Below are 26,113 nucleotides of genomic sequence, written 5' to 3' on the forward strand. Positions count from 1 at the left end.
AACCATGAGCTTCGCCATCACCCCCGACGGCACCCGCCTGTACTACGAGACCGCGGGCAGCGGCACGCCCATCGTGTTCGTGCACGAGTTCGGCGGCGACCACCGCAGCTGGGAGCCGCAGATGCGCTACTTCGCGCGGCGCCATCAGTGCGTGACCTTCGGCGCGCGCGGCTATCCGCCTTCGGACGTGCCCCAGGACTTGGAGCGCTACTCGCAGGCCACCGCGGCCGACGACATCGTTGCCGTGATGGACGCGCTGAAGCTCGAGCGTGCGCACATCGTGGGCCTCTCGATGGGCGGCTTTGCCACGCTGCACTTCGGCCTTCGCCATGCGAAGCGCGCGGCCTCGCTGGTGATTGCCGGCGCGGGCTACGGCGCGGAGAAAGAGCACGAGGACTACTTCCGCGGCGTCTCCCTCGAAGTCGCTAAGCAGTTCGAGGTCCAGGGTTCGGAGAAATTCGCGCGCACTTATTCGCTGGGCGCGAGCCGCGTGCAATTCCAGAACAAGGACCCGCGCGGTTGGCAGGAGTTTGCAACCTGGCTCGGCCAGCACGACGCCGTGGGCGCTGCCAACACCATGCGTGGCGTGCAGGCGCGCCGCCCGTCGATCTACGACCTGGAACACGAACTGCGCGCGATGGCCGTGCCTTCGCTCGTGGTGGTCGGCGACGAGGACGACCACTGCCTGCAGCCCGGCATCTTCCTGAAGAAGACCGTGCCGGCCTGCGGCTTGGCGGTGATGCCCAAGACCGGCCACACGCTCAACCTCGAAGAGCCTGCCGCGTTCAATGCCTTGCTGGCCGAGTTCTTCGCGCAGGTCGAGGCCGGCCAGTGGAAGCCGCGCGACCCGCGCGCGTTGCCCAGCCAGATCATGAAGACCGACTGATGAACGACGAAGCAGCCACCGCGCAGACCGCGCAGGTCATGCACAGCGTGCCCGGCGAGCGAGACATTTGGCGCATCGATGCCAACCGCCTGTGGGATCGGCTCATGACGCTTGCGCGCATCGGCGCCACGCCGGGCGGCGGTGTTGACCGGCAGGCGCTGAGCGCGGAAGAAATTGCCTCGTGGCACACGATGATCGGCTGGGCGCTGTCGGCGGGGCTGGAGCCTTCGACCGACGCGGCCGGCAACCTCTTCATTGCGCTTCCCGGCATCGACCGCGACGCGCCGCCCGTGCTGGCCGGCAGCCACCTCGACAGCCAGCCCGGCGGCGGGCGCTTCGACGGTGTCTACGGCGTGGCGGCTGCGCTCGAGGTGCTCACCACCATGGCGGCCCGCGGTGTGCGCCCGCCTGTGGACATCGTCTGCGTCGCCTGGATGAACGAGGAAGGCTCGCGTTTCGCGCCCGGCATGATGGGCTCCGAAGCCTTCGCCGGCGTGCGCAGCCTGAATGAGGTGCGCGCGGTGCGCGACGCCGAGGGCATTTCAGTGGCGGATGCGCTCGATGCCTTGCATGCGGCATTCCCGACGCTGCGCAGGCGGCCTCTGGGCTTTGCGCTGGCGGCTTACGTCGAGGCGCACATCGAGCAGGGGCCGATCCTGGAGGCGGAGGAGCGCGTGATCGGCGTGGTCACCGGCATCCAGGGAAAGAAGACATTCGACATCGTCGTCGAGGGTGAGCGCGGACACGCCGGCACGCTGGCCATGGCCGACAGGCGTGACGCGCTGGAAGCGTTCTCGCGCATCGCGGTGGCGCTGTATTCGCAGGTCGGCGGGCATGACGACGTGGTGAAGTTCACCATTGGTCGCCTGCAGGTGGAGCCCAACGCGCCTTCGGTGGTGCCCGAACGCGCCACGCTGCGCATCGACCTGCGCCACCCCGACAACGCCGTGCTGGAACTGCTTGGCCGGCGCCTGGTGTCGCTGTGCGAGACTCTCGCTGCGCCATGCCAGGTGAAGGTGACGCCGCTGGTCGACGCGCCTTCCAACGTTTTCGACCCTGCTCTGCAGCAAGCCATCGCGCAGGCGGCCGAGTGCATCGGCGAGCCGCACATGCACATCCTTTCCGCCGCCGGTCACGACGCGCGCCATATGGCGTCGCTGTGTCCGAGCGCGATGATCTTCATTCCATGCCGCGACGGCGTGAGCCATGCGGAGCATGAGTGGGCCGAGCCCGCGCACGTGGCGGCCGGTGCGAACGTGCTGCTGCGCGTGTTGCTGCCGTATGCAGGAGAGGGGAGCCGTCCATGAGTTCCACATCCACCGCCTCCTTGTCCTCCTTGCCGGCCGGGCTCGACATGGCCGACCTGCCCATGCAGCATCCGCGCGCACCGGCCGGCGCCGCGCAGGCTCGCGCACGCTTCTTCAATTCGGGCAATGCCTTCAACGTGAAGCTGCCCGTGGTGCCCGCGCAGCTGTTCCCGCCACCGCAGGAAGGTCGCTTCGGCGTGTTCGACTGCGACCAGTCGGACGCGCTGGGTTGCGGCTTCGCGGCCACCACGCCGCTGATGCTCGCGCGCTACGTGCGCATTGCCGCACGCGACGCATTGCTGCCGCTGGACGTGAATGCCACGGGCTCGGTCTGGTATGTGATTGCCGGCAGCGGCCGCTTGTCCGGCGGTGCCGACAGTTTCACATTCGGCACCGGTGACGTGTTCCTGCTGCCCGGCGCTTCGGGCTACCGGCTCGAGGCCGGCCCCGAAGAGCTCCTGCTGTGGACCGTGGGCAACGAGCCGCAACTGGATTTCGAGCGCGCACAACCTGCGTCTCGGGCCTCGGCCACCATCGATGCGGTGCACTACCCGGCCGATGAGATCGAGCGCCAGTTCGCGCTGATCTTCTCCACCGCCACGCACGACGAAACCTCCGGCCGCGCGCTGATCTTCTCGTCGGACCGTCAATCCGCCGCGCGCAACCTGACGCCCACGCTCACCCTGAGCTTCAACACGCTCGAGCCGCACACCCACCAGCGCACCCATCGCCACAACTCCGCCGCCATCACGCTGGTGGTGCAGGGCGAAGACTGCCATTCGATGGTCGGCCATGCGATGTGCCCGTGGGCGCCGTGGTCCACGCTGGTCACGCCGCCGGGCGCCCCGCATTCGCACCACAACGCGGGCACACGCGGTGCGCGCTTTCTCATCGTGCAAGACGGTGGTTTGCACTATCACGCACGAACCATGGGCTTCGAGTTTCTGGAGTTATCGGAATAGGGCACAGAACGCGGACGAAGTTTTCGAAGTCCAGCGTCTTTGATCCGAATCATGCTCGCAAAATTTGGCATCGTTAGTTAACATAATGCACATTGATGGCCCGAGCATGTGATTCGACCTGCAGATGAGGCCACCAGCGGCGGGGTCGGCCTCTGCAGCGAGACCGATGATTGGGTGAAAGCCGAGGCCTGGGTTGACGCACAGCACCGCAATAGCCCCCTGCCGAGCTGGTGCGTGCAGTCCGCAACTCAAGAAGAGGGAACGCGAGGATGGAGCCGGACCGGTATGGCCTTGGCCGCTGGAACCTTGCTTCGCTCCGCATAGTGCGACAGCGGAATCAGCGGATTGCATTCCGGGTAGTAACCTGCCACGCAGCCGAGCGGGATGTCGTAGCCCGTCACGCGCATCGCGTGGACGGTGCGGGCATGTCCATCGTCGACTGCGGAGCTCACGTCCACCTGGGTCCCTTCAGTCAAACCGAGGCGCTCGATGTCGTCCCGGTTCATCAAGAGCACGCGACGCGTACCGTAAACGCCACGAAAGCGATCGTCCAGGCTGTAGATGGTGGTGTTGAACTGGTCGTCGCTGCGCAGCGTCATCAGCCGCAGCACGTCAGGGCCGGTTTCGGGTGTGTCAGGGTCTGCGCGGAGGTTGCCGTAGCCCTTGAAGTTGGCCTTTCCGTTCTTCGTTTTCCACACGCGTTGCCTTGCCGGCGCCGGCCGCGGAAAACCACCAGGAGCCGCCAGGCGGCTATTGAAGTCGTGGAAAGTCTCAGGAAAAACCTGCGCGATGTGCTCGCGCACCAGTGCATAGTCCGCCACCCAAGCATCCCACGGCACCTTCGTGTTCTGCGGCAGGCTGGCTTTGGCGATGCCTGCGACGATGGCGGGCTCCGACAGCAGCGATGCCGCCGCCGGCTCGGCCACGCCGCGCGAGGCGTGCATGACACCGGTCGAATCCTCCAGCGCCACAGTCTGCTCGCCGCTGGCCTGCCGGTCGATTTCGATGCGCCCCTTGCAGGGCAGCAGATACGACGCCTTGCCGTGAACAAGGTGCGAGCGATTGAGCTTCGTCGCGATGTGCACGGTGAGCTGCAGTTCTCGCCAGGCAGGCTCGAGCCGCTCGGAGTCGGGCACGGCGCGCACGAAGTTGCCGCCGAAGCCGATGAATGCGCGCACCCGACCGGCCAGCACGCCTTCGCAGGTCTCGACCGTATTCAACCCCTTCTCGTGCGGCGGCTCGAAGCCGTACAGTGCAGCCAGCTTGTCCAACGGTGCGAGCTCGGGTTTCTCGGTGATGCCAACGGTGCGCTGGCCCTGCACGTTCGAGTGTCCACGCACCGGGCAGATGCCCGCGCCGAGCTTGCCGATGTGGCCACCGAGCAGCAGCAGGTTGCAGACCATCTGCACGTTCTCGACGCCCTTGCGGTGCTGAGTGAGGCCCATGCCATAGATACCGATCACCGCCTTCGCGTTGGCAAAGGTCGTCGCGGCGGCCTCCAACTGCGCGCGCGCGAGTCCTGATTCGCGTTCGATCTCAGCCCAGGGGGTCTTTCGAACCGAAGCCGCGAAGCCATCGAAGCCTTCTGTGTGCTCGGCGATGAATGCCATGTCGAGCACTCGCGAGCGTCCCTCGTCGCGGGCTTTGTCGTCGGCCGCCAGCAGCGCCTTGCACATGCCGGTGAGTGCGCCCAAGTCGCCACCGTTCTTCACCTGGAGGTATTGGGTGCTGATCCGGGTGTGCGCGGGCGTGAGCATCTCGGTGGGTGACTGCGGGTTCACGAACTCCTCCAGCCCGCGTTCGCGCAACGGGTTGAAGGTGACGATGGGGACGCCTCGCTTGCGCGCGTCCTGCAGCTGATGGAGCATGCGCGGGCTGCTGACACCGGTGTTCTGGCCGAAGATGAAAATCGCGTCGCAGTGATCGAAGTCCTCCAGGCGGACCGTGCCGACCGGCGTGCCGATGGTCTCCGGCAACGCCACGGATGTGCTTTCGTGGCACATGTTGGAACTGTCGGGCAGGTTGTTGTTGCCGTACAGGCGTGCCAGCAACTGGTACATGTAGCTGGACTCCAGCGAGGCGCGGCCCGAGGCGTAGAACACCACCGAGGCGGGTTCTTGGGCATGCAGGGCCTTCAGCTCGGAGCCAATGCCCGCGAAAGCCTCTTCCCAGGTCACTTCGATGTAGCGGTCGCGTCCGGCATCCCACCTCATGGGCACTGTCAACCGTCCCCCTTCTTCCAGGGCGTGGTCGCTCCACGTGAGGAGTTCGGTCACGGAGTGCTTCAGGAAGAACTCCGCAGGCAGGCGTTTGGCGGTGAGCTCCCAGGCGGTGGCCTTGGCCCCGTTTTCGCAGAACTCCGCAGGATGCGGATGCTCGGGCTTCGCCCAAGCGCAGCTCACGCACCCGAAGCCGCCAGGCTTGTTCTGCTTCATGAGCGCCTGCACCCCGACGATCGGGATGCGCTCGCGAATGAGGTGGCTGGTCACGGCTTTGAGCGAGCCCCAGCCGCCGGCGGAATCGGTATAGGGCTCGAAATGCGGTGTGTCTTCCAATGCGCGCTCCAGCTTTGTTTTGAAAAAATCACGGTATGTCTTCCGCCGGGCGCACCTGTAGGTCGCCAGCGAGCCGCTTCGTGGGACGGTGCAGTGCTGGGTCGGCCATGTCGAATGACTCTTCGCACTGACGGTTGCCTTTGGGTGCGCCATAGGACGTGACAGCGAGGTCAACGTCGCTATGACGATTGAAGTCGACGCAGGGAAGAGGCTGGCAATCGGAAGCGACTTTCGGTGACCATCGCCTCGAACATTCAGCCACTGCACTCCCGCATCGGACGCTGATCGGCGCCGTTTCAGCGGGTCAGCCATGGAGACTGCGGCTCTCAGGCCGTATGCATGCGGCCAAGGTCTTCACCTGGTGAGCCTCGTGGAGCGTCGCGTTCACCAGCGCGTCGCCCATGAAGTGCATGGGCGCCAGCCGCTCGTTCAGCGCCGGAGCCGTGCGCTCAGCAGCGCGGCGGAGTTCACGCTCAGGCGCGTCATGCTCAGCTTGGAGGCATCGAACGCGATGAGCGCTCCGTGCGGCTCAACCAGCCCCGGATGTGGATCGGCGCGCTATTGCAGTTTTCTAGACAGACTGTCTGCGTCGTAAAGGATTGAAGAATCAGCAGCCTATCCCTGCGCCTTTGCGCGCTTCAGCTCGGCCGATACAGCAGTGCCGAGGGTGTCGAGGTCGAATGGCTTGGCGAGCACAGATTGAGGGCCAATCAGCTTTTCAACGACATTCATATCGGCGTAGCCGGTGGCCATCAGGATGGGAATATCACGGTACATCGCCTGAGCATGAGCAATCAGTTCGGCGCCGTTCATCTGCGGCATCAGGTAGTCGACCAGCAGCAGATCTGGCCTTGCTTTCTGAAGCTCGACCAGGCCTGAAGCGCCGTCTGAGGCTTGCCGCACCCGAAATCCGAGAACCTGAAGGCATTCGACCATGCTCCGCCGTACACCTGGATCGTCTTCGACGACCAGGATCTCAGCCTGCAATGTTGTTTCAGACGCTGGCTCCGCAGTTGCCGCAGCTGCCAAAGAGCTCTGCGGCATCGGCGCCAGCGGAAAGCGCAACTTGATCGACGTCCCTTCCCCGACCACACTTTCGACAACCGCGCTGCCCCCTGATTGGCGCGTAAAGCCGTAGACCTGGCTCAAACCCAGTCCGGTTCCGGCATGCTGCTTGGTCGTGAAAAACGGATCGAAAATCTTGTCCAGGAGATTTGCCGGAATACCGGTGCCCGTGTCTCGCACGGCCACGTCAACCGAACCCAAGGGATACGCAGAGTTCCTTGACGCTTCTTCCCTGTCAGGCGAAGCGGTTCGAGTATGAATCTCAAGTGTGCCGCCCTGCGGCATGGCGTCCCGCGCATTGACCGAAAGGTTGAGAATCGCCATCTCCATCTGTGCTGCGTCGACGATAACGAACGCCGGTTCCGAGCACAACGTCAAGGAAAGCTTGACGTGAGATCCGATCGAGATCGAAATCAATTCCGCCATGTTGCGGATCAGTTCGTTCACGTCATGCAGCTTGGGCACAAGGCTCTGCGTCCGCGCGAAGGAAAGCAGTTGCGCGGTAAGTCGGGACCCACGCTCGACAGCTTCCTTGGCCCGTCGCGCATAGACGCGAACACGGTCTTCCTCCACCTTCAGCCGTTCGAGCAACTGCAGGTTCAGGTTGACGGCATGCAGCAGATTGTTGAAGTCATGAGCGATACCGCCGGTCAGCCGTCCCAGTGCCTCCATCTTCTGGTTCTGCACGAGTGAGTTTTCGACGCGCTCACGCTCCATGATTTCGCGCATCAAGCGATCGTTGGCGCTGGCGAGATCGGCCGTGCGAGATGCGATGCGGGTCTCCAACTCATCGTTGACGCGCTCGACACTGCGTTTGGACTCCTCCAGGTCGACCAGATGCTCGCGTGTCAGGTATTGGCGTCGACGCGCGCGCAAAGCCGACTGCGCTGCGCTTGCCAAGGTGTCGGCGTTGACTGGGCGCTCAAGCAACACCAGATTGCTGAGGCTCTGCAATGCGGATTGCGCGCGGGAAGTCCGATGAACCGTTGAACGAGCAGCAAGGACCACGAACGGATAGTCAGACCACGGCGGTTGACTTGCCAACATGGTACGCAGCGCCGAGAGGAGCTCATCGCTGAGCGATTCCTCGGTCAGTACTGTTGCCGCGGAATCCTTGCCAAGCTCGCCTGTCAGTTCAACCGTGTCGATGCAGATGTGGGTGTGTATCTGACGCGCGCCAAGCACATCGCTGATGACCCGCGCGTCGCGCCCGAACGGCGCCAGGACCAGGACTCGATGCTCCACCTCATTGCGCCTTCTCAGCGTCGCCAAGCAGCAGGGTTTGGCCCCGGTAGCGTGGGACGCCAGCCATGACGCCTTCGAAGTCGGTAAGGGCCGCACCGATCTCCAAGCCTCCTTGACCGAGGCGGAATTGATGGATCGTCGTTGCATGCTCGCTGGTTCGGCTTTTGACGACCGAAACGGCCTTCAGGAGCTGCCCGCGTGCCTCGAAGTATCGAAACTGCAACATCGAATCGCTCAAGTAGCTCAGGTCCACATCGTTCGGCGTCTCGCCAGACAGGCCATGTTGCGACAGCACCAAGATCGTCGTCACGCCTTGCACATTCAGATAGGTCAGAAGCTCGTGCATCTGCAGCAGCAGGTAGTTGTTCCCCGGCATTGCGATCAGGTAGGCATTCAAGGTATCGATCACCACCGTGGTGACGCCTTGGCGCTCGACTGCTTCGCGTACGCGATGTGAAAACTGTCCCGCCGAAATCTCTGCCGGATCGACCGAATTCAGAACCAGCCGTCCATCTGCGACGTACTCGTCAACGCCGAGCCCGAGCGAACGCGCGCGGGTCAGGAAGGTCCTGGTGCCCTCGTCGAAAAGAAAGAATGCAGCTTTTCCGCCGCGCTCCAGGCTTGCCCGCGCGCACGAAACGGCCGTGGTCGTCTTGCCTACGCCTGCTGGCCCCGCGAACAGAAGATTGGTGCCTGGCGTCAGGCCTCCTCCCAGCAGCCGGTCGAGATCGGCGTTACCCGAACTCCAACGCTCCTGGGCATGCGCCCTGCCGTGTTCGCTTGCGATCAAACGCGTGAAAACCTGCAACCCGCCACGGCTGAGGCTGACGTCGTGGTCGCCTTCGCGAAAGCCCACGCCCCGCAGCTTCACGACGCGCATGCGTCGCTTGTCAGGACCATAGGTTCCCGTGTTTTGTTCCAGCTGGATGACCCCATGCGCAATGCTGTGAAGATGCATGTCCCCACCAGCGGCCGACTTGTCGTCCAGCATCAGCACCGTGCAACGGAACTTGAGAAAGAATCGCTTCAACGCCAGGATCTGCCGACGGTAGCGCAACGAGTTCTGCGCAAGAAGCCGAAGCTCGGAGAGGCTGTCGAAGACGACTCGCACCGGTTTCTCGCGCTCGACAAGCTCCATGACGCCACGAATGGTTTCACCCAGTTCGAAGTCGGAAGGTTGAAGAATGCTCTGCTCGGCTTCCGCGCTCAAGCCCTCATCACTCACCAGATCGAAGATCTCGATACCCTCCAAATCCCAACCGTGTGACAGCGCCCCCTGCGCCAACTCTTCGGTGGTCTCCGACAAGGTGACGTACATGCCCTTTTGGCCAAGCGTTCGGCCCTCAAGCAGGAACTGCAGGCCAAGCGTGGTCTTGCCGGCACCAGGCGTCCCTTCAACGAGATAAAGATGCCCCGCAGGCAACCCGCCCCCAGTCACATCGTCCAACCCCGGAACGCCTGTGGGTTCGACGGCCGGCAACGTTGCCGACATGGACTGATTCGTCATAGATGAGGCCTAACTATTTTTCTGCGATGAGAGGCGAAGTTACCGGGGCTGGTCAGCGTCGAAGCCGACCCAGCCCGTGTCGGGATGTAGGTGAAATGCTCGACTTCCGAACACGCGCGAAAGTTTGCGTTGATGTCGGCTGCAGAAGTCATCTGGACGATCCCTGTCGGCTTTGTCGTCAGCTTGGTCGCCAGGGCGCTGCCGCCCGGCAAGCAGGCCATGGGCTTCATCTGGACAGCAGTGCCGGGATCGTGGGCTGGGTCAAGCAATGGCCTGGCACGCCGCCGGTGCTGACACCGGTGCCGAATTCACCACACATCACATCGGTCGTCGGCGCCCGTCAGCCGCACCTCGATGTGACGAGTTCATGGTCAACTAGCCAGGCGGACGGATGCACGCGTGGCATCCGCATGCGCCCGCGCGATCTCGTCGCGGCCTTCATCGGTGATGCACATCACCACCGCCATGGTGGCGCGGATGTAGCAGCCCGTGGCGCCCTTTGCAGGTGCGATCTTCGCCTCGATCATGCCGGTCGCCTTGAGGACGGACACGAGCAGGATGTCTTCCCTGTCTTCGATGATCGCTGGCAGGGTGGAGTGGGCTAGCCGCAGCAGATAGGTCAGAGCACGCATGGAACATCGAGAAGAAATGGTTTCACCAATGCCAATACGCAGAAGGTGCGCCCGCTGGATTCACTCCGCCAAGCCATCGCGACTCATGAATTTCCTGTCCGGGTCGCCGTCGCCCCCACCTCTTCCACCGTGACGACCATCTCGCCCATTTCGAGCGGCCCGTAGTTGGACAGAAAAGCCACATCCGCCGCGTCGCGGCCGTAGGCCACCACGATGCGACCACCGCGCGGCCGGTCCTGCGTCGCATCGAAGGTGTACCAGCGCCCGCCCACGAACGCCTCGAACCACGCATGCATGTCCATCGGGTCGAGTTGGTGCAGGAAGCCGACCACGAGACGGGCGGGGATGTGAAGCGCCCGGCAAAGCGCAATGCCGACATGGGAGAAGTCGCGGCACACGCCCGCGCCGTCGCTCAAGGTGCCCAGCGCATCGGTAGAACCGTCGCTCACGCCGTAGCGGTATTCCAGGTTCGAATGGATCCAGTGCCTGATGGCTTCGACCTGTGCATAGCCTGGAGCCGCGTCGCCGACGATCTGCCGGGCCCTCTCGCTCATCTTGTCGGAGGGGCAGTAACGGCTCTGCAGAAGGTACTGCAGTGCGTCGAATGGAAGATCCTCGACCGCCACGGCTCCCGCGCCGGGGTCGACCGCAATGTTGGCCTCCGTCTCCATGATCATCTCGACCTCGAGCCGCATCTCGCCTTGCGGGATCTTCATGCGCTGGCACAGGTTGCCGAAGCTGTCGACGTATTCCTTCGTGGGCACCCAGGGATCCAGGTCATAGCGCTCGCTGACCATCCATTGCGCTTCTCCGCTGCGAGGGCGAAGCATGGCAACCACGGGGCAATCGCTGCTGGCGTCAACCGTCATCCGGCATGTGGCGTGGAGTCTCATTGTCAAGTCTTGATGGAGCTTCGATCCGGGTTGGGGGCCGAACTCGCTGCTGAAACGCTTTCCGTGGGCGCAGCATTCGGACGCGGCACGCTACTTGAGCGATCGGGCGCCACCAGGCGGTCCGTGAGTGAAAGCCAGGTCTGGTAGTCGATCGAGATGACTTTCCGGACCTGACGATCCGATTCAGGCAAACGCAGGCGTTGGCGCGCGCGGCGTGGCGGCGCGTCAAACTCCAAATACTGCTGACGAGGATGCATCATGAAACACACCCTACCACCGGGCGGTGAGAACGGTGTAGGCAGACAACGATCTCGAATGCCGTCTGCGTCGGGTGCTGTGCGTCCGCATGGGCCCGCACAGCGCCCTGGCTCCAGTCGCGTTCCGGCGCTCACCAACCGAGCCAAGAAATCCATGCAGGTGTGCCCTCCTCCTCAGAAGTCGAGCCGCGCGGTAGTGGTTCGTCCAACCCGGCCGCCGACGCTGAAACCCTGCGACTCGTCAGTCCACCAGCTTGTCCAGGGTGATGGGAAGCGTGCGCACCCGCTTTCCGCACGCATTGAAAACGGCGTTCGCGACCGCGGCGCCCACACCGGTGATGCCGATCTCACCGACGCCGCGCGCGCCCATCGGCGCATGCGGATCGGGAATGTCGGTCCAGATCACATCGATCTCCGGCACGTCCATGTGCACCGGGACGTGGTAGTCCGCAAAACCGGCATTCATGATGCGGCCGTTGCGCTCGTCGACGTGGGTCTCTTCCATCAGCGCGAGGCCCAGACCCATGACGATTCCGCCGCGAAACTGGCTGGCAGCAGTCTTGGCATTGAGGATGCGTCCACAGTCGAACGAGCCCAGAAAGCGGCTGACCCGCGTCTCGCCGGTGATCTCGCTCACCCGCACCTCGCAGAACATGGCGCCGTGTGAATGCATCGACCAGTGCTGCGCTTCGAGCGGTGGTGGCGCGCTGGCTTCGACGATCAGTTCATCGCGATCGGCGCGCGCCAGGATGGCCGCGTAGCTTTCCGAACAACCCGGGTCGTCGAGCTTGGCAAGGCCACCATCGCGGCCTACCAGTTCGCCGCTCTTCGATCCGTGCAGCGGCGACTCCTTGCCACACAGTTTCAGGAGCTCGGCGAAGAGTTCCTGCTGCGCGGCCCTCACGGCGCTGCCGATGGCGGCCGACTGCTGCGAGCCTCCCGCGAGCACGACGCCGGGCATGCGTGAGTCGCCGTGGCAGAACGTCACCTTGTCCATTGGCAGGCCAAGCCGTTCGGCGGTGACCTGCGTCTGCGCGGTGGCTGTGCCCATGCCCATTTCATGTGCGGCCACCTCGACCTTCGCATGGCCGTCCCTCGTCAGGGTGATGCGCGCCGCACCGCCAGGCATCCGGTAGTACGGATAGGTCGCTGTGGCGCAGCCCATGCCTACCAGCCACTCGCCTTCGCGGCGCGCGCCCGGCACCATGCTCCGTCGGTTCCAGCCGAAGCGCTCGGCGCCGGCCCGGTAGGCCTCCACGATGTGACGCGACGAGAAAGGCGCGCCCGTGGTCGGGTCCTGTTCAGGCTCGTTGCGGATGCGAAGCTCAATCGGGTCCATCTTCATGGCATGGGCCAATTCGTCGATGGCGCTCTCCAGCGCGAAGGTGCCGACCGACTCTCCCGGCGCCCGCATGAACGTGTTGGCGAGCGTGTCGAGCGTCGCCACCTCCACGTCCAGCTTGAAGCTCCCCGCCGCATAGGCGGAGCGCGCCGGCAGGATGAACGGCTCCGGCATGTTGTTGTGCGCAGTCATGGCCACCACCCCGGTGTGGATCAATGCATCGAATCGACCGTCTGCCTGCGCACCGATCGCCACGCGTTGCTCGGTGTTGGTTCGCCCGCCAACCACGCGGTAGACGCCCTCGCGTGTGAGCATGATGCGCACTGGCCGCCCGGCAAGCCTGGAGGCCGCCGCGGCAAGGACGTGGTGGCGCCACAGCGTCTTTCCGCCGAAACCGCCGCCCACATAGGGCGAGGTCACGTGCACCTGCTTCTCGTCGATGCCGAAGATCTCCGCCATCGACCAGGCCATGTGTGCCACGCCTTGCGAAGCGTCGTGGATCACGAGGTCGTCACCGTTCCACGCGAGCGTGGCTGCATGCAGCTCGATCGCGTTGTGGTTGTGCCGCGGCGTCGTGTACACGGCATCGACCCGGTGCGCGGCGCCAGCCAGCGCCTCTTCCGCGTCGCCGATCTCCAGTTTGAGCGGCTCCCCCTGGAACGTGCCGGGCTTCGTGCCCTTCGCCTTCGCCGCGGCGAAACTGGTCGTGGCCGGCTCGGTGTCGTAGGCGACGCGTACGAGCGACTTGGCGTGATCGGCCTGCTCCTGCGTTTGTGCGAGCACGAGGGCGATCGGCTGGCCATTCCAGTGCACCCGGTCGTCCTGCATCACCGGCAGGTCGTCGCCGCCCGCCGCCTTGTCCTTGGACATGAACAGCGGCATGGGCTTCATGCGCGGCGCGTTCTCATGCGTCATCACCAGCACGACGCCGCTTGCCGCCTGCGCCGCGCGCGTGTCCAGCGTCACGATTCGCCCGCGCGGCACCGTGCTGTACACGAGCGCTGCGTAGACCATTCCTTCCATCGGGAACTCGGCCGCGAACCGCGCTTGCCCCTGCACCTTGAGTGGCCCGTCGAGGCGCGAGATCGGCGCGCCGATCAACCCGGTCCGGTGCGCCAGCAGCGGATCAGGCTTGCTGCCCGGCATCCATGCATCGGGCGCAACCGCGATGGCTTTCTTCACGACCGCCTGAACGGCCTCCTGAATGATGCTCATACCTTCACCTCCTTCAGTTCTGCGAGCACCGCCGTCAACGTGCGCTTCGCCAGTTCGACCTTGAATGCGTTGCCGCGCAAAGGCTGCGCGTGCGCCAGTTCGGCTTCGGCCGCGGCACGGAACGATTCCGCAGTGGCCGGCTTGCCCCGAAGAGCCTCCTCGGCCTTCCAGGCACGCCACGGCTTGTGCGCCACGCCGCCAAGGGCCATGCGCACATCCTTCACGGTGTCGCCGTCGAGCTCGAGCGCCACCGCCACCGAGACCAGCGCGAAAGCGTAGCTGGAGCGGTCGCGCACCTTGCGGTAGGTGGAACGCGCGCCGAAAGCGAGCGGTGGCAACTCGATGGCGGTGATGAGCTCGCCCGGCTCGAGCAGGGTCTCGATCTCGGGACGGTCCTCGGGAAGGCGATGCAGGTCGATGAATGGAAGCGTGCGTTCGCCGCGCGCGTTCTGCAGGTGCACCACGGCGTCGAGCGCCGCCAGCGCCACGCACATGTCCGACGGGTGCGTGGCCACGCAGCCCGGCGAGGCGCCCAGGATCGCGTGATAGCGATTGAAGCCGTCGACCGCATCGCAGCCTTGGCCGGGGTTGCGCTTGTTGCAACGCGAACCCTCGTCGTCGTAGAAGTACGCGCAGCGGGTGCGTTGCAGAGTGTTGCCGGCGACCGTCGCCATGTTGCGGATCTGCGCCGACGCACCGGAGCTCACCGCGCGCGCGAGCATCGGATAGCGCGTTCGCACGGCCAGGTGGGACGCCAGCGCGGTGTTGCGCACCGCGGCGCCGACCAGCAGGCCGCCCCCTGCCCGCTCCTCGATCTCGCAGGACAGGCCGGTCACGTCGACCAGCGTGACGGGTCGCTCGATGGTTTCGCGCATCAGGTCGACCAGGTTGGTGCCGCCGCCCAGGTACTTGGCGCCGGGCTGGCTGCCGAGCGCGAATGCGTCATGCGCGTTCTCCGCGCGAGCGTAGGTGAAGGGGTTCATGTCGGTGCGCCCTCGAAGGTCTCGGCGATGGCCGCGACGATGCCGTTGTAGGCCCCGCAGCGACACACGTTGCCGCTCATGCGTTCGCGCAGTTCGTCATGGCTGGGCGGGATCGTCTGGGCGCGCAGGTCGGCGGTGACGTGGCTCGGAACGCCTTGACGAAGCTCACGCGCCATTCCCACGGCGGAACAGATCTGGCCCGGGGTGCAATAGCCGCACTGGAACCCGTCGTGCGAGATGAAAGCCTTCTGCAGCGGGTGCATGTCGCCTTGGGGCGCAAGTCCTTCGACCGTGGTGATCGATCGGCCCTCGTACTGCACGGCGAGTGCAAGGCAGGACAGCACGCGCTCGCCGTCGACCAGCACGGTGCACGCACCGCATGCGCCCTGGTTGCAGCCCTTCTTGGCGCCGAAAAGATGGAGATGCTCGCGCAGGAGATCGAGCAATGAGACCCGCGGATCGTCCGGCAATGCCGCAGGTGATCCATTGATGGTGACTGTCATGTGCATCCTCGTGGGGTTGAGGTGGATAAGGCGTCGGTGCAGCGCCGCGATCGCTTCGGTTCGACGCGATGACTTGACGAACTGATTTCATAGCACGGCCGCGTGCCAGGCGACGTCAGGCTTTTGCTCCAGCACGACGTGCTCGCCGCCGGCCTTTTCCTCAATCAAGCTCCGTTCCGCAGGGCCGATTCCGTTCCGTCCCCCGTGTGCCGCGAGCGCTCGGGATCCCCCCACGAGATCGAACGCCCCGCCGTTCAGATGCCATCGCTGCGCGTGAGGTACATGGGCGTCGAGGGCAGTCGCTTCGCCGAACTCATGGGCGCGAGGTTTCGCGCTCATTGCCCCCGCGTCTTCAAGGCAGGCTTGGCACGGCAGCATTTTTTTACAATACTGTCGCGCTTTGTAACGACGGCGCCGCTGAAGTTGCGCCCTCCTCTCTTCATCGCACCCTGCTTATGACTTCGTTTCAATTTGCCGACTGCTTCGTTCGCAATGCGCGACTGGTCGCGAGCCTGACCGCCGCGCTGGTGATGTGCGCCTGTGGTGGCGGTGGTGGCGGCGGCGGCAGCGCAACGTTCTTCTTGCCCACGACGCAGTCCCCTGCCGCACCTGCGCCCGCAGGCACGTCGGGCGAATCCACTGTCTTGATGCGCGTCAAGCCGGAGGCGGTGGGCAGCAACTGCTCCTGGGGCGGCGCGCGCATCGAGGCTGGCCTGGACGCCGACGGCAATCACGTGCTCGTGGACAGCGAAGTGACGTCCACCCAGTACGTCTGCAACGCCACCGCCAGTGCAGATGGCCTCAGCACGCTGGTGCGCATGCGGGCCGAGCCTCCCGGCGCCGCTTGTGCACAGGGTGGATCGCAGGTGCTGGCTGGGAAGGACCTGAACCGCAATGAGGTCCTCGACGACGCGGAGGTGACCACCTCGGCCCACGTCTGCGGCGGCAGGCCGGGTGGCACAGGCGCGGCCGGTCCTGCTGGCGCCGCGGGATCCGATGGCCGCGAAAGCTTGCTCACATTCGCCGCGGAAGGAGCGGGAGGCTCCTGCGCTTACGGCGGTCAACGGGTGCAGTCCGGGCTGGACCTGAACGGAAACGGCGTGCTCGACGCCGCCGAAGTCACCACCACCGCCTACGTGTGCACGGCCGCGCCGGCAGACACGCGCTGGGTGGAGGTCACCGCCTCGAGTGTCCAGACCGAGGCAAACACCGGCTATCAGGCCAATTCAAGCACCGGCGTCACGCTCACGCTGCCGCCTTCACCTGCGGTGGGCGACTGGATCAAGGTGGTTGGCGTGAGCAGCGGTGGCTGGACCGTCACGCAGAACGCGGGGCAGCGCATCGAAACGCGCGGCCTGCCAGGCGGCTCGGACTTCGACTGGCGCTCGGCCGCGCTCAACGGTGCCTGGACCGGCCTTGCCTCGTCTGCCGATGGCACAGGGCTGGCGGCAGTCTCTGCCAGCGGCGAGCTTTACACCTCGATCGACGCCGGTGCGAGCTGGGACCTGCGCCTCACGGGTCAGGCTTGGAGTGGCGTCGCTTCTTCCAGCGACGGCCGCGCACTGCTCGCGGCAACCAACGGCGGAGCGCTTTACCGTTCGACCGATGGCGGCGGCTCGTGGTCCAACGATGGGTCGTCCCGTGCATGGAGTGCGGTGGCCAGTTCCGCCGACGGCTCGCACCTGGTGGCGACAGCCTACCTCGGGCAGATCTGGATCTCGTCAGACGGCGGCGCCAGCTGGACCGCGCGCGGATCGAACCGCGCCTGGCGCGGCGTGGCCTCCTCGGCCGATGGTCGGGTGCTGGTGGCGGGCACCAATGGCGCCCAGCTCTACGTTTCGACCGACCATGGCGTGACCTGGACCGCGCGCGCGAGCAGCCAGTTCTGGTGGTCGGTGGCGGCGTCGGCGAACGGCGATGTTCTGTACGCCACCGTGGATACGGGCGCCGTCTGGGTGTCCACCGATTCGGGCACCACATGGGAAGCGCAGGCGGTCTCCCGCGACTGGAGAGGCATCGCCACATCCGCTGACGGCCGCTATGTCGTCGCGGCCACCAGCGGCGGCAGCCTCTACGAGTCGAGAGACAGCGGCCAGACCTGGCGAGCAACCAGCGACGCTGGTGCCTGGACAGCGGTCGCGAGCAGCGCCGACGGCGCGAAGGTGGCCGCCGGCAAGTCGGGCTCGGCCATCCAGCTCGGCGCGCGACGCGTTTCGACCACTTTGGGCACGGCCGGATCGATTTCAGGCGGTCAGCAGGATGCGCTGGAACTGCAATACGTGGGAGGCGGCGTCTTCATGCCCGTCGGCTACGTGCTGGCCAATATGGCGTTCGTGATTCGCTGAACACGTCCGCGCTCCGATCGACCAGCGCTGCATCGCCTCTTGCGAGGCCGTGACCTCAGGCTCCGAAGTGCCGCAGCACCGGCTGCAGGTCAGGCACTCGACGGGTCAGGAGCAAATCGAGCAAGGCGATGTGCGATGCCACGCTTTGTTCTCGGGCCATGCTGCGTTGGGCCTGGCGCGTGCAGGTTGGCTGGACGCAACAGGCGCATTGGCCGTTGCGCGGCACGACATGTTCTTCCCGACCGAGCATGTGCCGACGAAGCGCCGAAACCGACCCGCACGGCCAATTGATCGGATCGAGAGCGTCAGTCCCTGGCGCGCCCCAGGCGCAGCGCGCCTTTGTGCTCCAGACGGCGCAGGATGGCGCAAAGCGTAGAGAAAGGGATGCCGATCCCGTCCAGCGTCATCCGGGTCGCGGCTGCGGTGGGCGTGCGGTACTCCACAGGCAGCCTCGCGACGGCGTCCAGGACAGTCAACTCACGTCCCTTCAGCGTCGGACGCAGCCGAATGAACTGCGGCGTTGGATCGGGTCGCGTGGGCCCAGGCCGTTTCCTGGGACTGTCAACGGCGGTACGCTGCCGCTTCAAGGTGCTCATGCGCGCGCAATGTGCAGCGCGAACCTGAACGCACGGTGAACACTGGCGTCGAAGTCGGCCATTGCCATTGCCATTGCAATCCGCCGCTCGCATGTCCATGCCAGGTCGGCGTCGGCGTCGGCTGCCACCGCGCCAGCGCAGAAATCGCCACGACGCACGCGACGCCCAGGCTCCGCGCGGCCCTTGTATGTCACCGCGCCGAGTGGCCGACGAAACGCAGTAAGCCGCTCCTCTCGTCAGAATTGGACGGCAATGCCTCGGGCGTACGGACCGCACCCCGCGAATGAACTGGGCCGCAGGATGCGGATTCGTTTCCAACCTGGATATCTCATGACCTCCGTGACCCCGAATCCCTCGCCGCCCGACTCAGCGTTCATCGAATTCGCACAGGAGGTCTTCCAGCTCGCGCGCACCGGTGACGCGCAGATGCTCGTGCGTCTGCTGCACAAGGGCTTGCCACCCGACATGAGCAACCACAAGGGTGACACGCTGCTGATGCTGGCCGCCTACCATGGTCACGCAGAGGCGACGAAGACCCTGTTGGAAGCTGGCGCCGCGCCGGACCGGTACAACGACATGGCGCAGACACCGCTGGGCGGCGCTGTTTACAAGGGCTATCTGTCGATCGTGGAGTTGCTGCTGACGCACGGCGCCCAACCCGATTTCGCGCCGCCAGGTGGCAAGACGCCGTTGATGTTCGCGGCCATGTTCAATCGGCTCGACATGGTGAAGCTGCTGCTCTCTCACCAGGTCGACATCGATGCGAGGAGCACCGAAGGCCTTTGCGCGCTGGACCTGGCGAGGCAGATGGGCGCTGTCGACACCGCGGCCTATCTAGAGACAGAGATGAAGTCGCGTCGCAACGGGCAGCCGATGGCCTGACGCAGCGGCGGACAAGCGCCGCACTCAGGGGGCCAGGCTCAACCTGAGGAGCGCCGGTCCGAGAGGAGTTCCTGCGCGGGCTCACGAGTCGAGTCGGCCAAGTCGTCGCCGACGTGTCCCAGGCTGTACTGCCAGCACGGTGAAAGTGCGGTCGACCGCTCGACGCGGGCTGGGAAAAGACGAACGGCGCTTCGACGAACGAGGAGCGTCAACCCGCGGTTGCGAATGACCTCGCGGATGAGACCGCGGGACTGCTGGTGTGTAGATGTGCCGAGTTTGCACAAGGACTCAATCGACTCCTTTGACATGGCTTGCAAAATTGATCGCTACGAAGCAATCGATGCACTACAACTTGTAGCGCGCTGCTCGTCAATAGGCGAAGCTGCCGTCTTCGAGCAGCTCAACCGGCGGCGGCAGCCGGAAGGATTCTTGGCGAGACGGCCTCGGCTCGACGAGGCCGTCCGACCAGCTCCTACCCAGTCTTCACCTCGATGCGACGTGGCTGCGCATGCGACGCCTTCGGTATCCGCAGCTTCAAAACGCCTTGGTCCAGTTCAGCGGTGACCTTTTCGGTGTCGAGTTCCTTGCTGAGGGTGAAGACGCGCCGGAAGCGACCAAGTGCAACTTCGGTGTGGCTGATCTTCAACCCATCGGGGACCTTCAAGGACGATTCGGCCTCGATGGTCAGTGTCGAGGCCTCCACGTGCAGGTTGAGTCCTTCACGGCTGACGCCAGGCAGGTCCGCGTACAAAGTGATGCCGCTCACGTCCTCGATCACATCGACGGGAGGCGTGAGAGCCGACACCTCATAGCGGGAATTCTCGGGTGTTCCGGCGTCATGGCGGCTGGGACGGTCAGCCGATTGGATATCGCTGTTCATGATTTCTCCTTCCTGGTTTTTCGGCGTTCACTGGACGGTGATGCGGCGTGGCTGCGCGGCCACTTGGCGCTGGACGGTGATGTGAAGAAGCCCATTGCTCAGCTTGGCTTCCACACCCTCAGGATCGGCGTCTTCGGGCAGCGTCATCACGCGGCGAAAGGCGCCTTCGAACCGCTCGTTGATATGGAGCGTGGCTTTGTCTTCCGGGCGCGGCGTGAATCCTTTTCGCTCGCCAGCGATGGTGAGCAGTCCGCGCTCGAGGGTCACTTCGAGTGACGCGGGATCGATTCCAGGTGCGAAGGCGTAGATCTCGAGGGCCCGGTCGGTGCTGCCGACATTGAGCGCGGGAAAGCCGTCCCGGGGAAGGCCGCGAATGCTTGGCGACAGGTCCGCAGCCTGGCGCATGTCGCGCTGCAGGCGATCGATTTCGGCGAACACGTCGCGCGGGAACAAAGCACGGTACATGGCAAATCTCCTGGATGCAGGCACGCCTCGGCCGACCGAGGCGGCACACGGTTGAACAACTGGCAGTTTGGAATGACGGCAAGGCGCGCTTGCCTGGTCGAAAGGCGCCTATTGCATGGGTGCGGACTTGCGAGAGTCGGCATTCGAGCGCAGCGTGCGCGGCCAGGACACTGTCTTGATGCGAGGCATCCTCAGACGCCAGCGCGGTGACCGCGATTCGGGGTAGTTGACTTTCGCCAGTTCCTCCCGGCCTTTTTGCGTGATCGCCAAGACCTGGGCCACAGAAGGCGATCCCGAAGAGGCGTGGGCCGGCGAGGGCACCATGGCGACCACAAGGCCTGCGGCGCGAAGGACTCGAACCTGGTCGATGTCCGTGGTGCGATAGAAAGTCAGGGGCAAGCGAGAGCCGGCAATTTGCTTGAGCAAGTTCATGGTCATGTCGATACCTCCTTTGGCGGTGACCAGTTTCCGACGGTGAAGAAATTAGGTGCCCGAAAAAAACTTTTCAAGAGGAGGCAGACAGATTTTTTTTCCGGAATTGGTTCGCTTCCGCGTGCCCCAAGCCTGGATGCCCGGACGGACGGCGGGCCGCAAAAAAAGGAAGGCGACGCGGCAGGCGATTTGCAACGAGTCACATGCCCTGCCGGTGAGAAAGCGAAGCACGTCTTCGACGTTCATGCAGCGTTCCTGTGAAGGAACCTTTGCCACCGAAGGCGTACGACCAAGTCAAATCCTAGTTCGCGTTTCCCCTCCCGCTCACGGCCAACTCCCGTGCGTCCACGGCGCGGGTGATCTTTGCGCTCAGCGCCAGCAGCGGCGCATGCAGTTCCGCCGCTACATCGCCAGGCGATTCCGTGGAAGAGACGCTCACATTCAGCACGTAACCCCACTCCACGCCCAGCTTCAAGGGCGTGGCAAGCGCCACCACTTCCGGCTGCCACGACGTGGCGCACCAGCCGCGTTGTTGGACGTTGGCGATGGCCTTCTGGATGTCGCTGTGGAGCCGGGGCCAGTCGGCTCTTCTTGCAGCGAAATCCGCGTACAGCGCCTCGCGCACGTCGGCTGGTGCAACGGCCAGCCATGCGCGCCCCAACGAGGTCAACTCGATCGGCACGCGCTGCCCGCTCACCACGTTGCGCAGCGAGGCACGACGGTTGTAGCGGATCGATTCGAGGTAGACCATTTCGGTTCGGTCGGCCACTGCCAGCCCGACATTGATGCGCAGCTTCTCGGCGAGCGCACGCATTAGCGGCGCGGCCGCCTGCAGCACGAGAGAACCTGTGCGCATGGCATGCGCCAGGCTCAGCACCGGCGCGGCCAATCGATAGGCACGGGCATTCCGGTCGTGCGCCAGCATGCCGGCCACCACCAGCGTCTGCGTCAGGCGACTCACGGTCGCGGGTGAGAGACCGGTGCGCTCGGCGATCTCGCCATTGCCGAGCAAGGCGGAGCCGGGCCGGAAGGCACGAAGGATTTCGATGCCGCGTTCGAGCGAACGATTGAGCGTGCTAGCCATTTCTTTTCCGTGAATCTCGAGGGCGAGGAGCATGCATCACTTCCATCAGATGGAATTGACGGGGTGTGCGCAGCGAGTATGCGACCTAAGCTGAAGACTCGCTTCACTGCTGCAATCCACCCCTACAAAGAGAGACTCACGCATGCCGGCCTTCAATCCGTTTCGCGCGCTCGTTGGCGCCATTTCCTTGTCGTTCGCCGTGGTGACACCGCTCGCCGCATGGGCAGCCTTTCCGGACAAACCGTTGCGTATCGTGGTGCCCTTCGCGCCCGGCGGCGGCACCGATGCGATCACCCGTTCGCTCGGCGTCGGCATGTCGGAAGCGCTCGGGCAGCCCGTCATCGTCGACAACAAGCCGGGCGCTGGCACGATCATCGGCAGCGAGTTCGTCGCCAAGAGCTCGCCCGATGGCTACACGCTGGTCATGGCCACTTTCGCGCACGCGGTCAACCCGGGGCTCCAGTCGAAGATGCCCTACGACACCGACAAAGCCTTCGCTCCCGTCGCGCTGATCGGTGTCTCGCCCAACGTGCTCGTGGTGCGCGCCGACAGCCCCTACAAGACAGTCGCCGACCTCATTGCCGCTGCCAAGGAAAAACCAGGCAAGCTGACCTTCGCGTCGCAAGGCAACGGGACCTCCGCGCACCTGGCGGGCGAACTCTTCAAGAACCTCGCCAAGGTCGAGCTCACCCACATTCCCTACCGAGGTGCAGGCCCTGCCATGACCGACCTCCTGGGCGGGCAGGTCGACATGATGTTCGCCACCGCCTCGGCGGTGCGCCCGTTCGTCGACAGCGGCAAGATGCGCGCGCTCGGCGTGACCAACGCCCGGCGCTCTCCCGCCTATGCCAGTGTGCCGACGCTCGCCGAGGCCGGCGTGCCGGGCTACGCGGCCGAGAGCTGGTATGGCCTCTATGTGGCGGCGAAGACGCCCAAGGACGTGGTCGACCGACTCAATGCCGCGGTCAGGAAAGCCGTCAAGGCGCCCGCGTTCGCCAAGCAGACCGAAGCGGAGGGCCTTGCCGTCGACGTCGGCGCGCCCGAACAGCTCGACACCTATGTCCGCGCGGAGGAAGTGCGCTGGCGCAAGGTGGTCAAGGACAACCACATCACCACAGACTGAGGAGCACCAATCCCATGAGCACCACGCCAGACACGGCACCTTCGCTGATCGAACTGCGCGTCGACGCAGGCATCGCGACCCTGACACTGAACCGCCCCGAGAAGCGCAATGCCATCACCGACGGCATGCGCAGCGACTTCATTGTTGCGCTCGAGAAGATAGGCGCCGACAACACGGTGCGCGCGCTGGTGCTGACCGGCGCCGGCAAGGGCTTCTGCGCCGGCGGCGATGTGGCCGGCATGCAGCGGCGCATGGACGCCCCTGCGGGCGAGGTGGGCTTCAACGGATGGAGCCGTCAGCAGCGCGTGCACCATTCGGTGTCGCTCCTGCACACCATGCCCAAGCCGGTGATCGCGGCCGTCAACGGCGGCGCCAACGGGTTGGGGGCCGACATGGCCATGGCGTGCGACTTCGTGCTGGCCTCCGAGGCGGCCAGCTTCGCGTGGAGCTACATCAAGCGCGGGCTCATTCCCGACGGCGGCGGCATGTACTTTCTGCCGCGGCGCGTGGGCCTTTCGCGCGCCAAGGAACTGATCTTCACCGGCCGCAAGGTCGAGCCCGAAGAAGCGCTGAAGCTCGGCATTGCCGACCGCGTGACCAGTGCACAAAACCTTCTTTCTGATGCGCAGGCCTGGGCGGTTGAGCTGTCCCAAGGGTCTGCCGCTGCGATTGCGCTGGGCAAGTCGATCCTCAACCAGAGTTTCGAATCGCCGGCCGAACAGGTGTTCGCCAAGGGCAGCCAGGCGCAGGGCATCTGCTACACCACGCAGCAGCATCGCGATGCGGTGCTGGCGTTCCTGAATGCTGGCAAGGAGAAGTCGGCATGAGCGCATCGACGCCCGACAACGCGATCGCGCGGCTCATGAAGCCGCGCAGCGTGGCCGTGATCGGCGCCTCCGCCGACCCGACGAAGACCGCGGGCCGCCCGGTCGCGTACCTGACGAAGCATGGATTCGGGGGGGCCATCTATCCGGTGAACCCTCGTGCCGAAACGATCGGCGGGCTCAAGAGCTACCCCGATGTCCAGTCCCTGCCGGAGGCGCCCGATGTCGGCATCGTGCTGTTGGGCGCCGATCGCGCGCACGAAGCGGTGCGCGCCCTCGCCGCACGCGGTACGCCTGCGGCCATCGTGCTGGCCAGCGGCTACACCGAGGTCGGCGCGGAAGGTGCGCGTCGTCAGCAACAGCTGCTGGAGGCCGCGGGCGCCATGCGCATCCTGGGACCCAACACCATCGGGCTGGTCAATCTCACGGACCGCATCACGTTGTCGGCGACAGGTGCGCTCGAACTGGAGGATTTCGAGGCTGGCAGCATCGGCGTCGTTTCACAAAGCGGCGGCATCCTCGGCGCACTGCTTTCGCGCGCAGCGGCGCGCGGCATCGGGCTGTCCAAACTGATCTCCACGAGCAATGAGGCCGACCTGGACATGGCCGATTTCATCGACCACCTGGTGGACGACGATGCGACCTCGGTGATCGCGCTGTACATGGAGGGCGTGCGCAATCCCGCCAAGTTCAGGGCTGCGGCGCTGAGGGCCGCGCGCAAGGGAAAGCCGGTGGTGGTGTTCAAGGTCGGCCGCTCCGAATCGGGGGCGGCGGCGGCTGTGTCGCACACCGGTGCCCTGGCAGGTGCAGACCGCATGTACGACGCGCTTTTCCGCGAGGTCGGCGTCATCCGGGCGCAGACGTTTTCCGACCTGCTGGACCTGCCCGCCGCGCTGGTCACCGGCCGGCGCCTCACAGGGCGCCGCGTCGCGGTGCTCACGTCCACCGGTGGGGCCGGAACGCTGGTGGCCGACAGCCTCGGAACCGCGAACTTCGAGACTCCGCCACCCGACGAGGCGACGGCGGCGGCGCTGCGGGCGCTGCAGTCAGGGGACCATGCGGTGCTGGACCGCAACCCGATCGACGTCACGCTGGCCGGGTTGCAACCCGCACTGCTGCGCGGCGCCATCCGATCGCTCCTGGCGAGCCCGAGTTACGACGCGGTGGCGGTGATCGTCGGCTCTTCAGGACTGGCCATGCCGGACCTGATGGCCAGCGCGATCCACGACAGCCTGCCGGGTAGCGACAAACCACTGGTGGTCTTCGTGAGCCCGCATGCACCGGGCATCGCGAGCCTGCTCAACCGGCGCGGGGTACCTGCTTTCATGGCGCCCGAGAGCTGCACGAGCGCGCTCGCGGCCATGCTCGCGACGGCCCAATGGAAAGAGCCAGCGGCACGAATCCGCGAGGCGGCCGCCGCAGTGAGTGACCTTCCCGAAGGAGCACTGAACGAAGCCGAAGCGAAGCAGTTGTTCGCCCGCTTCGGCGTGCCCTGTGTGCGGGAGCGCATCGTCGGCAATGCCGAAGAGGCCATCGAGGCCGCGCGTGAACTGCGCGAAGCCAAAGTCGTGCTCAAGATCCTGTCGTCCGAGATCACGCACAAGAGTGACGTCGGCGGTGTGGCGGTCGGTGTGTCGGCGGAGGACATCGGCGAACGGCTGGAGCGCATGGTTGCCGAGGTGAGCGAACGTACCGGCGTGCGGCCACGGCAGTTCCTGGTGCAGGAGATGGTCGAGGGTGGCGTCGAATTGATCCTCGGCTGCCATCGGGATCCGCTCGGCGCGGCCGTGCTGCTGGGCATGGGCGGGGTGACGGCCGAGTTGCTCAAGGACACGGCGATGCGCATGGTGCCGCCGGGCGGGCTTGACCGCGACGAGGCGCTGTCGCTGGTGCGAGAGCTGCGCACCTGGCCGTTGCTTGATGGCTTCCGCGGACGAAAGATTGCGGACGTCGATGCGCTTGTGTCGGCCATCGTCGCGTTCTCGCGAATGATCGATACGCTCGGTGAGCGGCTTGTCGAGGCGGAAATCAACCCGGTGTTCGTGCTGCCCGAGGGGCAAGGCGTCCGGGCCGCCGATGGGGTGGCGGTGCTCACACGCGGATGAGCAGGCGGTCCGCGCGCGAATCGGC

General features: G+C 65.2%; 23 protein-coding genes. 8 read left to right on the forward strand and 15 right to left on the reverse strand.

Going from position 1 to position 26,113, the window contains the following annotated elements:
* Positions 1–4: 4 nt before the first annotated feature.
* From AACL56_RS33950 to AACL56_RS33960, 3 genes are read left to right on the forward strand one after another with little or no spacing between them, the layout of a single operon-like run.
* Positions 5–886: an alpha/beta fold hydrolase gene (locus AACL56_RS33950; RefSeq protein ID WP_339095099.1), complete on the forward strand. Its 882-nt coding sequence runs from the start codon at positions 5–7 to the stop codon at positions 884–886.
* Positions 886–2,193 (forward strand): Zn-dependent hydrolase, encoded by a 1,308-nt coding sequence (locus AACL56_RS33955; protein WP_339095101.1) that lies wholly within the window; start codon positions 886–888, stop codon positions 2,191–2,193. Before AACL56_RS33950 ends, AACL56_RS33955 begins: the two co-directional genes overlap by 1 nt.
* Entirely contained in the window at positions 2,190–3,155 is a 966-nt protein-coding gene (locus tag AACL56_RS33960; protein ID WP_339095103.1) for a cupin domain-containing protein, read from the forward strand. Before AACL56_RS33955 ends, AACL56_RS33960 begins: the two co-directional genes overlap by 4 nt.
* A 248-nt stretch (positions 3,156–3,403) precedes the next feature.
* On the opposite strand, the gene AACL56_RS33965 is transcribed toward AACL56_RS33960, so the two are convergent.
* The 9 genes from AACL56_RS33965 to AACL56_RS34000 all read right to left on the reverse strand — a co-directional run bounded on the left by AACL56_RS33965 (position 3,404) and on the right by AACL56_RS34000 (position 15,352).
* Complete coding sequence (locus AACL56_RS33965) at positions 3,404–5,710, reverse strand: FdhF/YdeP family oxidoreductase (protein ID WP_339095106.1); 2,307 nt, start codon at positions 5,708–5,710, stop codon at positions 3,404–3,406.
* Between the two features lie 429 nt (positions 5,711–6,139).
* Complete coding sequence (locus tag AACL56_RS34400; protein ID WP_425337113.1) at positions 6,140–6,247, reverse strand: hypothetical protein; 108 nt, start codon at positions 6,245–6,247, stop codon at positions 6,140–6,142.
* A gap of 78 nt (positions 6,248–6,325) precedes the next feature.
* Entirely contained in the window at positions 6,326–8,020 is a 1,695-nt protein-coding gene (locus tag AACL56_RS33970) for a response regulator (protein ID WP_339095108.1), read from the reverse strand.
* Position 8,021: 1 nt separating this feature from the next.
* Positions 8,022–9,512, reverse strand: coding sequence for an ATPase domain-containing protein (locus tag AACL56_RS33975; protein ID WP_339095110.1), 1,491 nt, complete (start codon positions 9,510–9,512; stop codon positions 8,022–8,024).
* Between the two features lie 386 nt (positions 9,513–9,898).
* Entirely contained in the window at positions 9,899–10,159 is a 261-nt protein-coding gene (locus AACL56_RS33980; protein ID WP_339095112.1) for a hypothetical protein, read from the reverse strand.
* An 83-nt stretch (positions 10,160–10,242) separates the two neighbouring features.
* Complete coding sequence (locus AACL56_RS33985) at positions 10,243–11,052, reverse strand: transglutaminase family protein (RefSeq protein ID WP_339095114.1); 810 nt, start codon at positions 11,050–11,052, stop codon at positions 10,243–10,245.
* 498 nt (positions 11,053–11,550) lie between these two features.
* The gene (locus AACL56_RS33990) at positions 11,551–13,866 is read right to left on the reverse strand and encodes a xanthine dehydrogenase family protein molybdopterin-binding subunit (protein ID WP_339095116.1); all 2,316 of its coding nucleotides are present in this window, start codon (positions 13,864–13,866) and stop codon (positions 11,551–11,553) included.
* A complete protein-coding gene (locus tag AACL56_RS33995) occupies positions 13,863–14,849 on the reverse strand; it encodes an FAD binding domain-containing protein (RefSeq protein WP_339095118.1) in 987 nt (328 codons plus the stop codon). Before AACL56_RS33995 ends, AACL56_RS33990 begins: the two co-directional genes overlap by 4 nt.
* Positions 14,846–15,352, reverse strand: a complete 507-nt coding sequence (locus tag AACL56_RS34000) for a 2Fe-2S iron-sulfur cluster-binding protein (RefSeq protein WP_339095120.1) — start codon at positions 15,350–15,352, stop codon at positions 14,846–14,848. Before AACL56_RS34000 ends, AACL56_RS33995 begins: the two co-directional genes overlap by 4 nt.
* A 455-nt stretch (positions 15,353–15,807) precedes the next feature.
* Between AACL56_RS34000 and AACL56_RS34005 the strand changes: the two genes are divergently transcribed.
* On the forward strand, positions 15,808–17,697 hold the full coding sequence (locus AACL56_RS34005) for a WD40/YVTN/BNR-like repeat-containing protein (RefSeq protein ID WP_339095122.1): 1,890 nt from the start codon (positions 15,808–15,810) through the stop codon (positions 17,695–17,697).
* 305 nt (positions 17,698–18,002) lie between these two features.
* Here AACL56_RS34005 and AACL56_RS34010 read toward each other — a convergent pair whose 3' ends face one another.
* Positions 18,003–18,293 (reverse strand): hypothetical protein, encoded by a 291-nt coding sequence (locus AACL56_RS34010; RefSeq protein ID WP_339095124.1) that lies wholly within the window; start codon positions 18,291–18,293, stop codon positions 18,003–18,005.
* A 330-nt stretch (positions 18,294–18,623) separates the two neighbouring features.
* On the opposite strand from AACL56_RS34010, the gene AACL56_RS34015 reads away from it, so the two are divergent.
* The gene (locus AACL56_RS34015) at positions 18,624–19,175 is read left to right on the forward strand and encodes an ankyrin repeat domain-containing protein (RefSeq protein ID WP_339095126.1); all 552 of its coding nucleotides are present in this window, start codon (positions 18,624–18,626) and stop codon (positions 19,173–19,175) included.
* A 472-nt stretch (positions 19,176–19,647) separates the two neighbouring features.
* Here the strand turns inward: AACL56_RS34015 and AACL56_RS34020 are convergent, their stop codons facing one another.
* The 5 genes from AACL56_RS34020 to AACL56_RS34040 form a co-directional block, all read right to left on the reverse strand.
* Positions 19,648–20,055 (reverse strand): Hsp20/alpha crystallin family protein, encoded by a 408-nt coding sequence (locus AACL56_RS34020; protein ID WP_339095128.1) that lies wholly within the window; start codon positions 20,053–20,055, stop codon positions 19,648–19,650.
* A 27-nt stretch (positions 20,056–20,082) separates the two neighbouring features.
* A complete protein-coding gene (locus AACL56_RS34025) occupies positions 20,083–20,520 on the reverse strand; it encodes an Hsp20/alpha crystallin family protein (protein WP_339095130.1) in 438 nt (145 codons plus the stop codon).
* Positions 20,521–20,628: 108 nt separating this feature from the next.
* Positions 20,629–20,958 carry a hypothetical protein gene (locus AACL56_RS34030; RefSeq protein WP_339095132.1) on the reverse strand — a complete coding sequence of 110 codons (330 nt, stop codon included), beginning with the start codon at positions 20,956–20,958 and terminating at the stop codon, positions 20,629–20,631.
* Between the two features lie 45 nt (positions 20,959–21,003).
* A complete protein-coding gene (locus AACL56_RS34035; protein ID WP_339095134.1) occupies positions 21,004–21,198 on the reverse strand; it encodes a hypothetical protein in 195 nt (64 codons plus the stop codon).
* A 55-nt stretch (positions 21,199–21,253) separates the two neighbouring features.
* Complete coding sequence (locus tag AACL56_RS34040; protein WP_425337108.1) at positions 21,254–22,069, reverse strand: IclR family transcriptional regulator; 816 nt, start codon at positions 22,067–22,069, stop codon at positions 21,254–21,256.
* Positions 22,070–22,178: 109 nt separating this feature from the next.
* Here AACL56_RS34040 and AACL56_RS34045 point away from each other — a divergent pair, with 109 nt between their 5' ends.
* The 3 genes from AACL56_RS34045 to AACL56_RS34055 are packed head-to-tail and all read left to right on the forward strand — an operon-like array spanning position 22,179 to position 26,088.
* On the forward strand, positions 22,179–23,159 hold the full coding sequence (locus tag AACL56_RS34045) for a tripartite tricarboxylate transporter substrate binding protein (protein ID WP_339095136.1): 981 nt from the start codon (positions 22,179–22,181) through the stop codon (positions 23,157–23,159).
* A gap of 14 nt (positions 23,160–23,173) precedes the next feature.
* Positions 23,174–23,986: an enoyl-CoA hydratase/isomerase family protein gene (locus tag AACL56_RS34050; protein WP_339095138.1), complete on the forward strand. Its 813-nt coding sequence runs from the start codon at positions 23,174–23,176 to the stop codon at positions 23,984–23,986.
* Positions 23,983–26,088: an acetate--CoA ligase family protein gene (locus AACL56_RS34055; RefSeq protein WP_339095140.1), complete on the forward strand. Its 2,106-nt coding sequence runs from the start codon at positions 23,983–23,985 to the stop codon at positions 26,086–26,088. Before AACL56_RS34050 ends, AACL56_RS34055 begins: the two co-directional genes overlap by 4 nt.
* Positions 26,089–26,113 lie beyond the last annotated feature (25 nt).

Source organism: Variovorax paradoxus (genome assembly GCF_902712855.1).
GTDB lineage: Bacteria > Pseudomonadota > Gammaproteobacteria > Burkholderiales > Burkholderiaceae_C > Variovorax > Variovorax paradoxus_Q.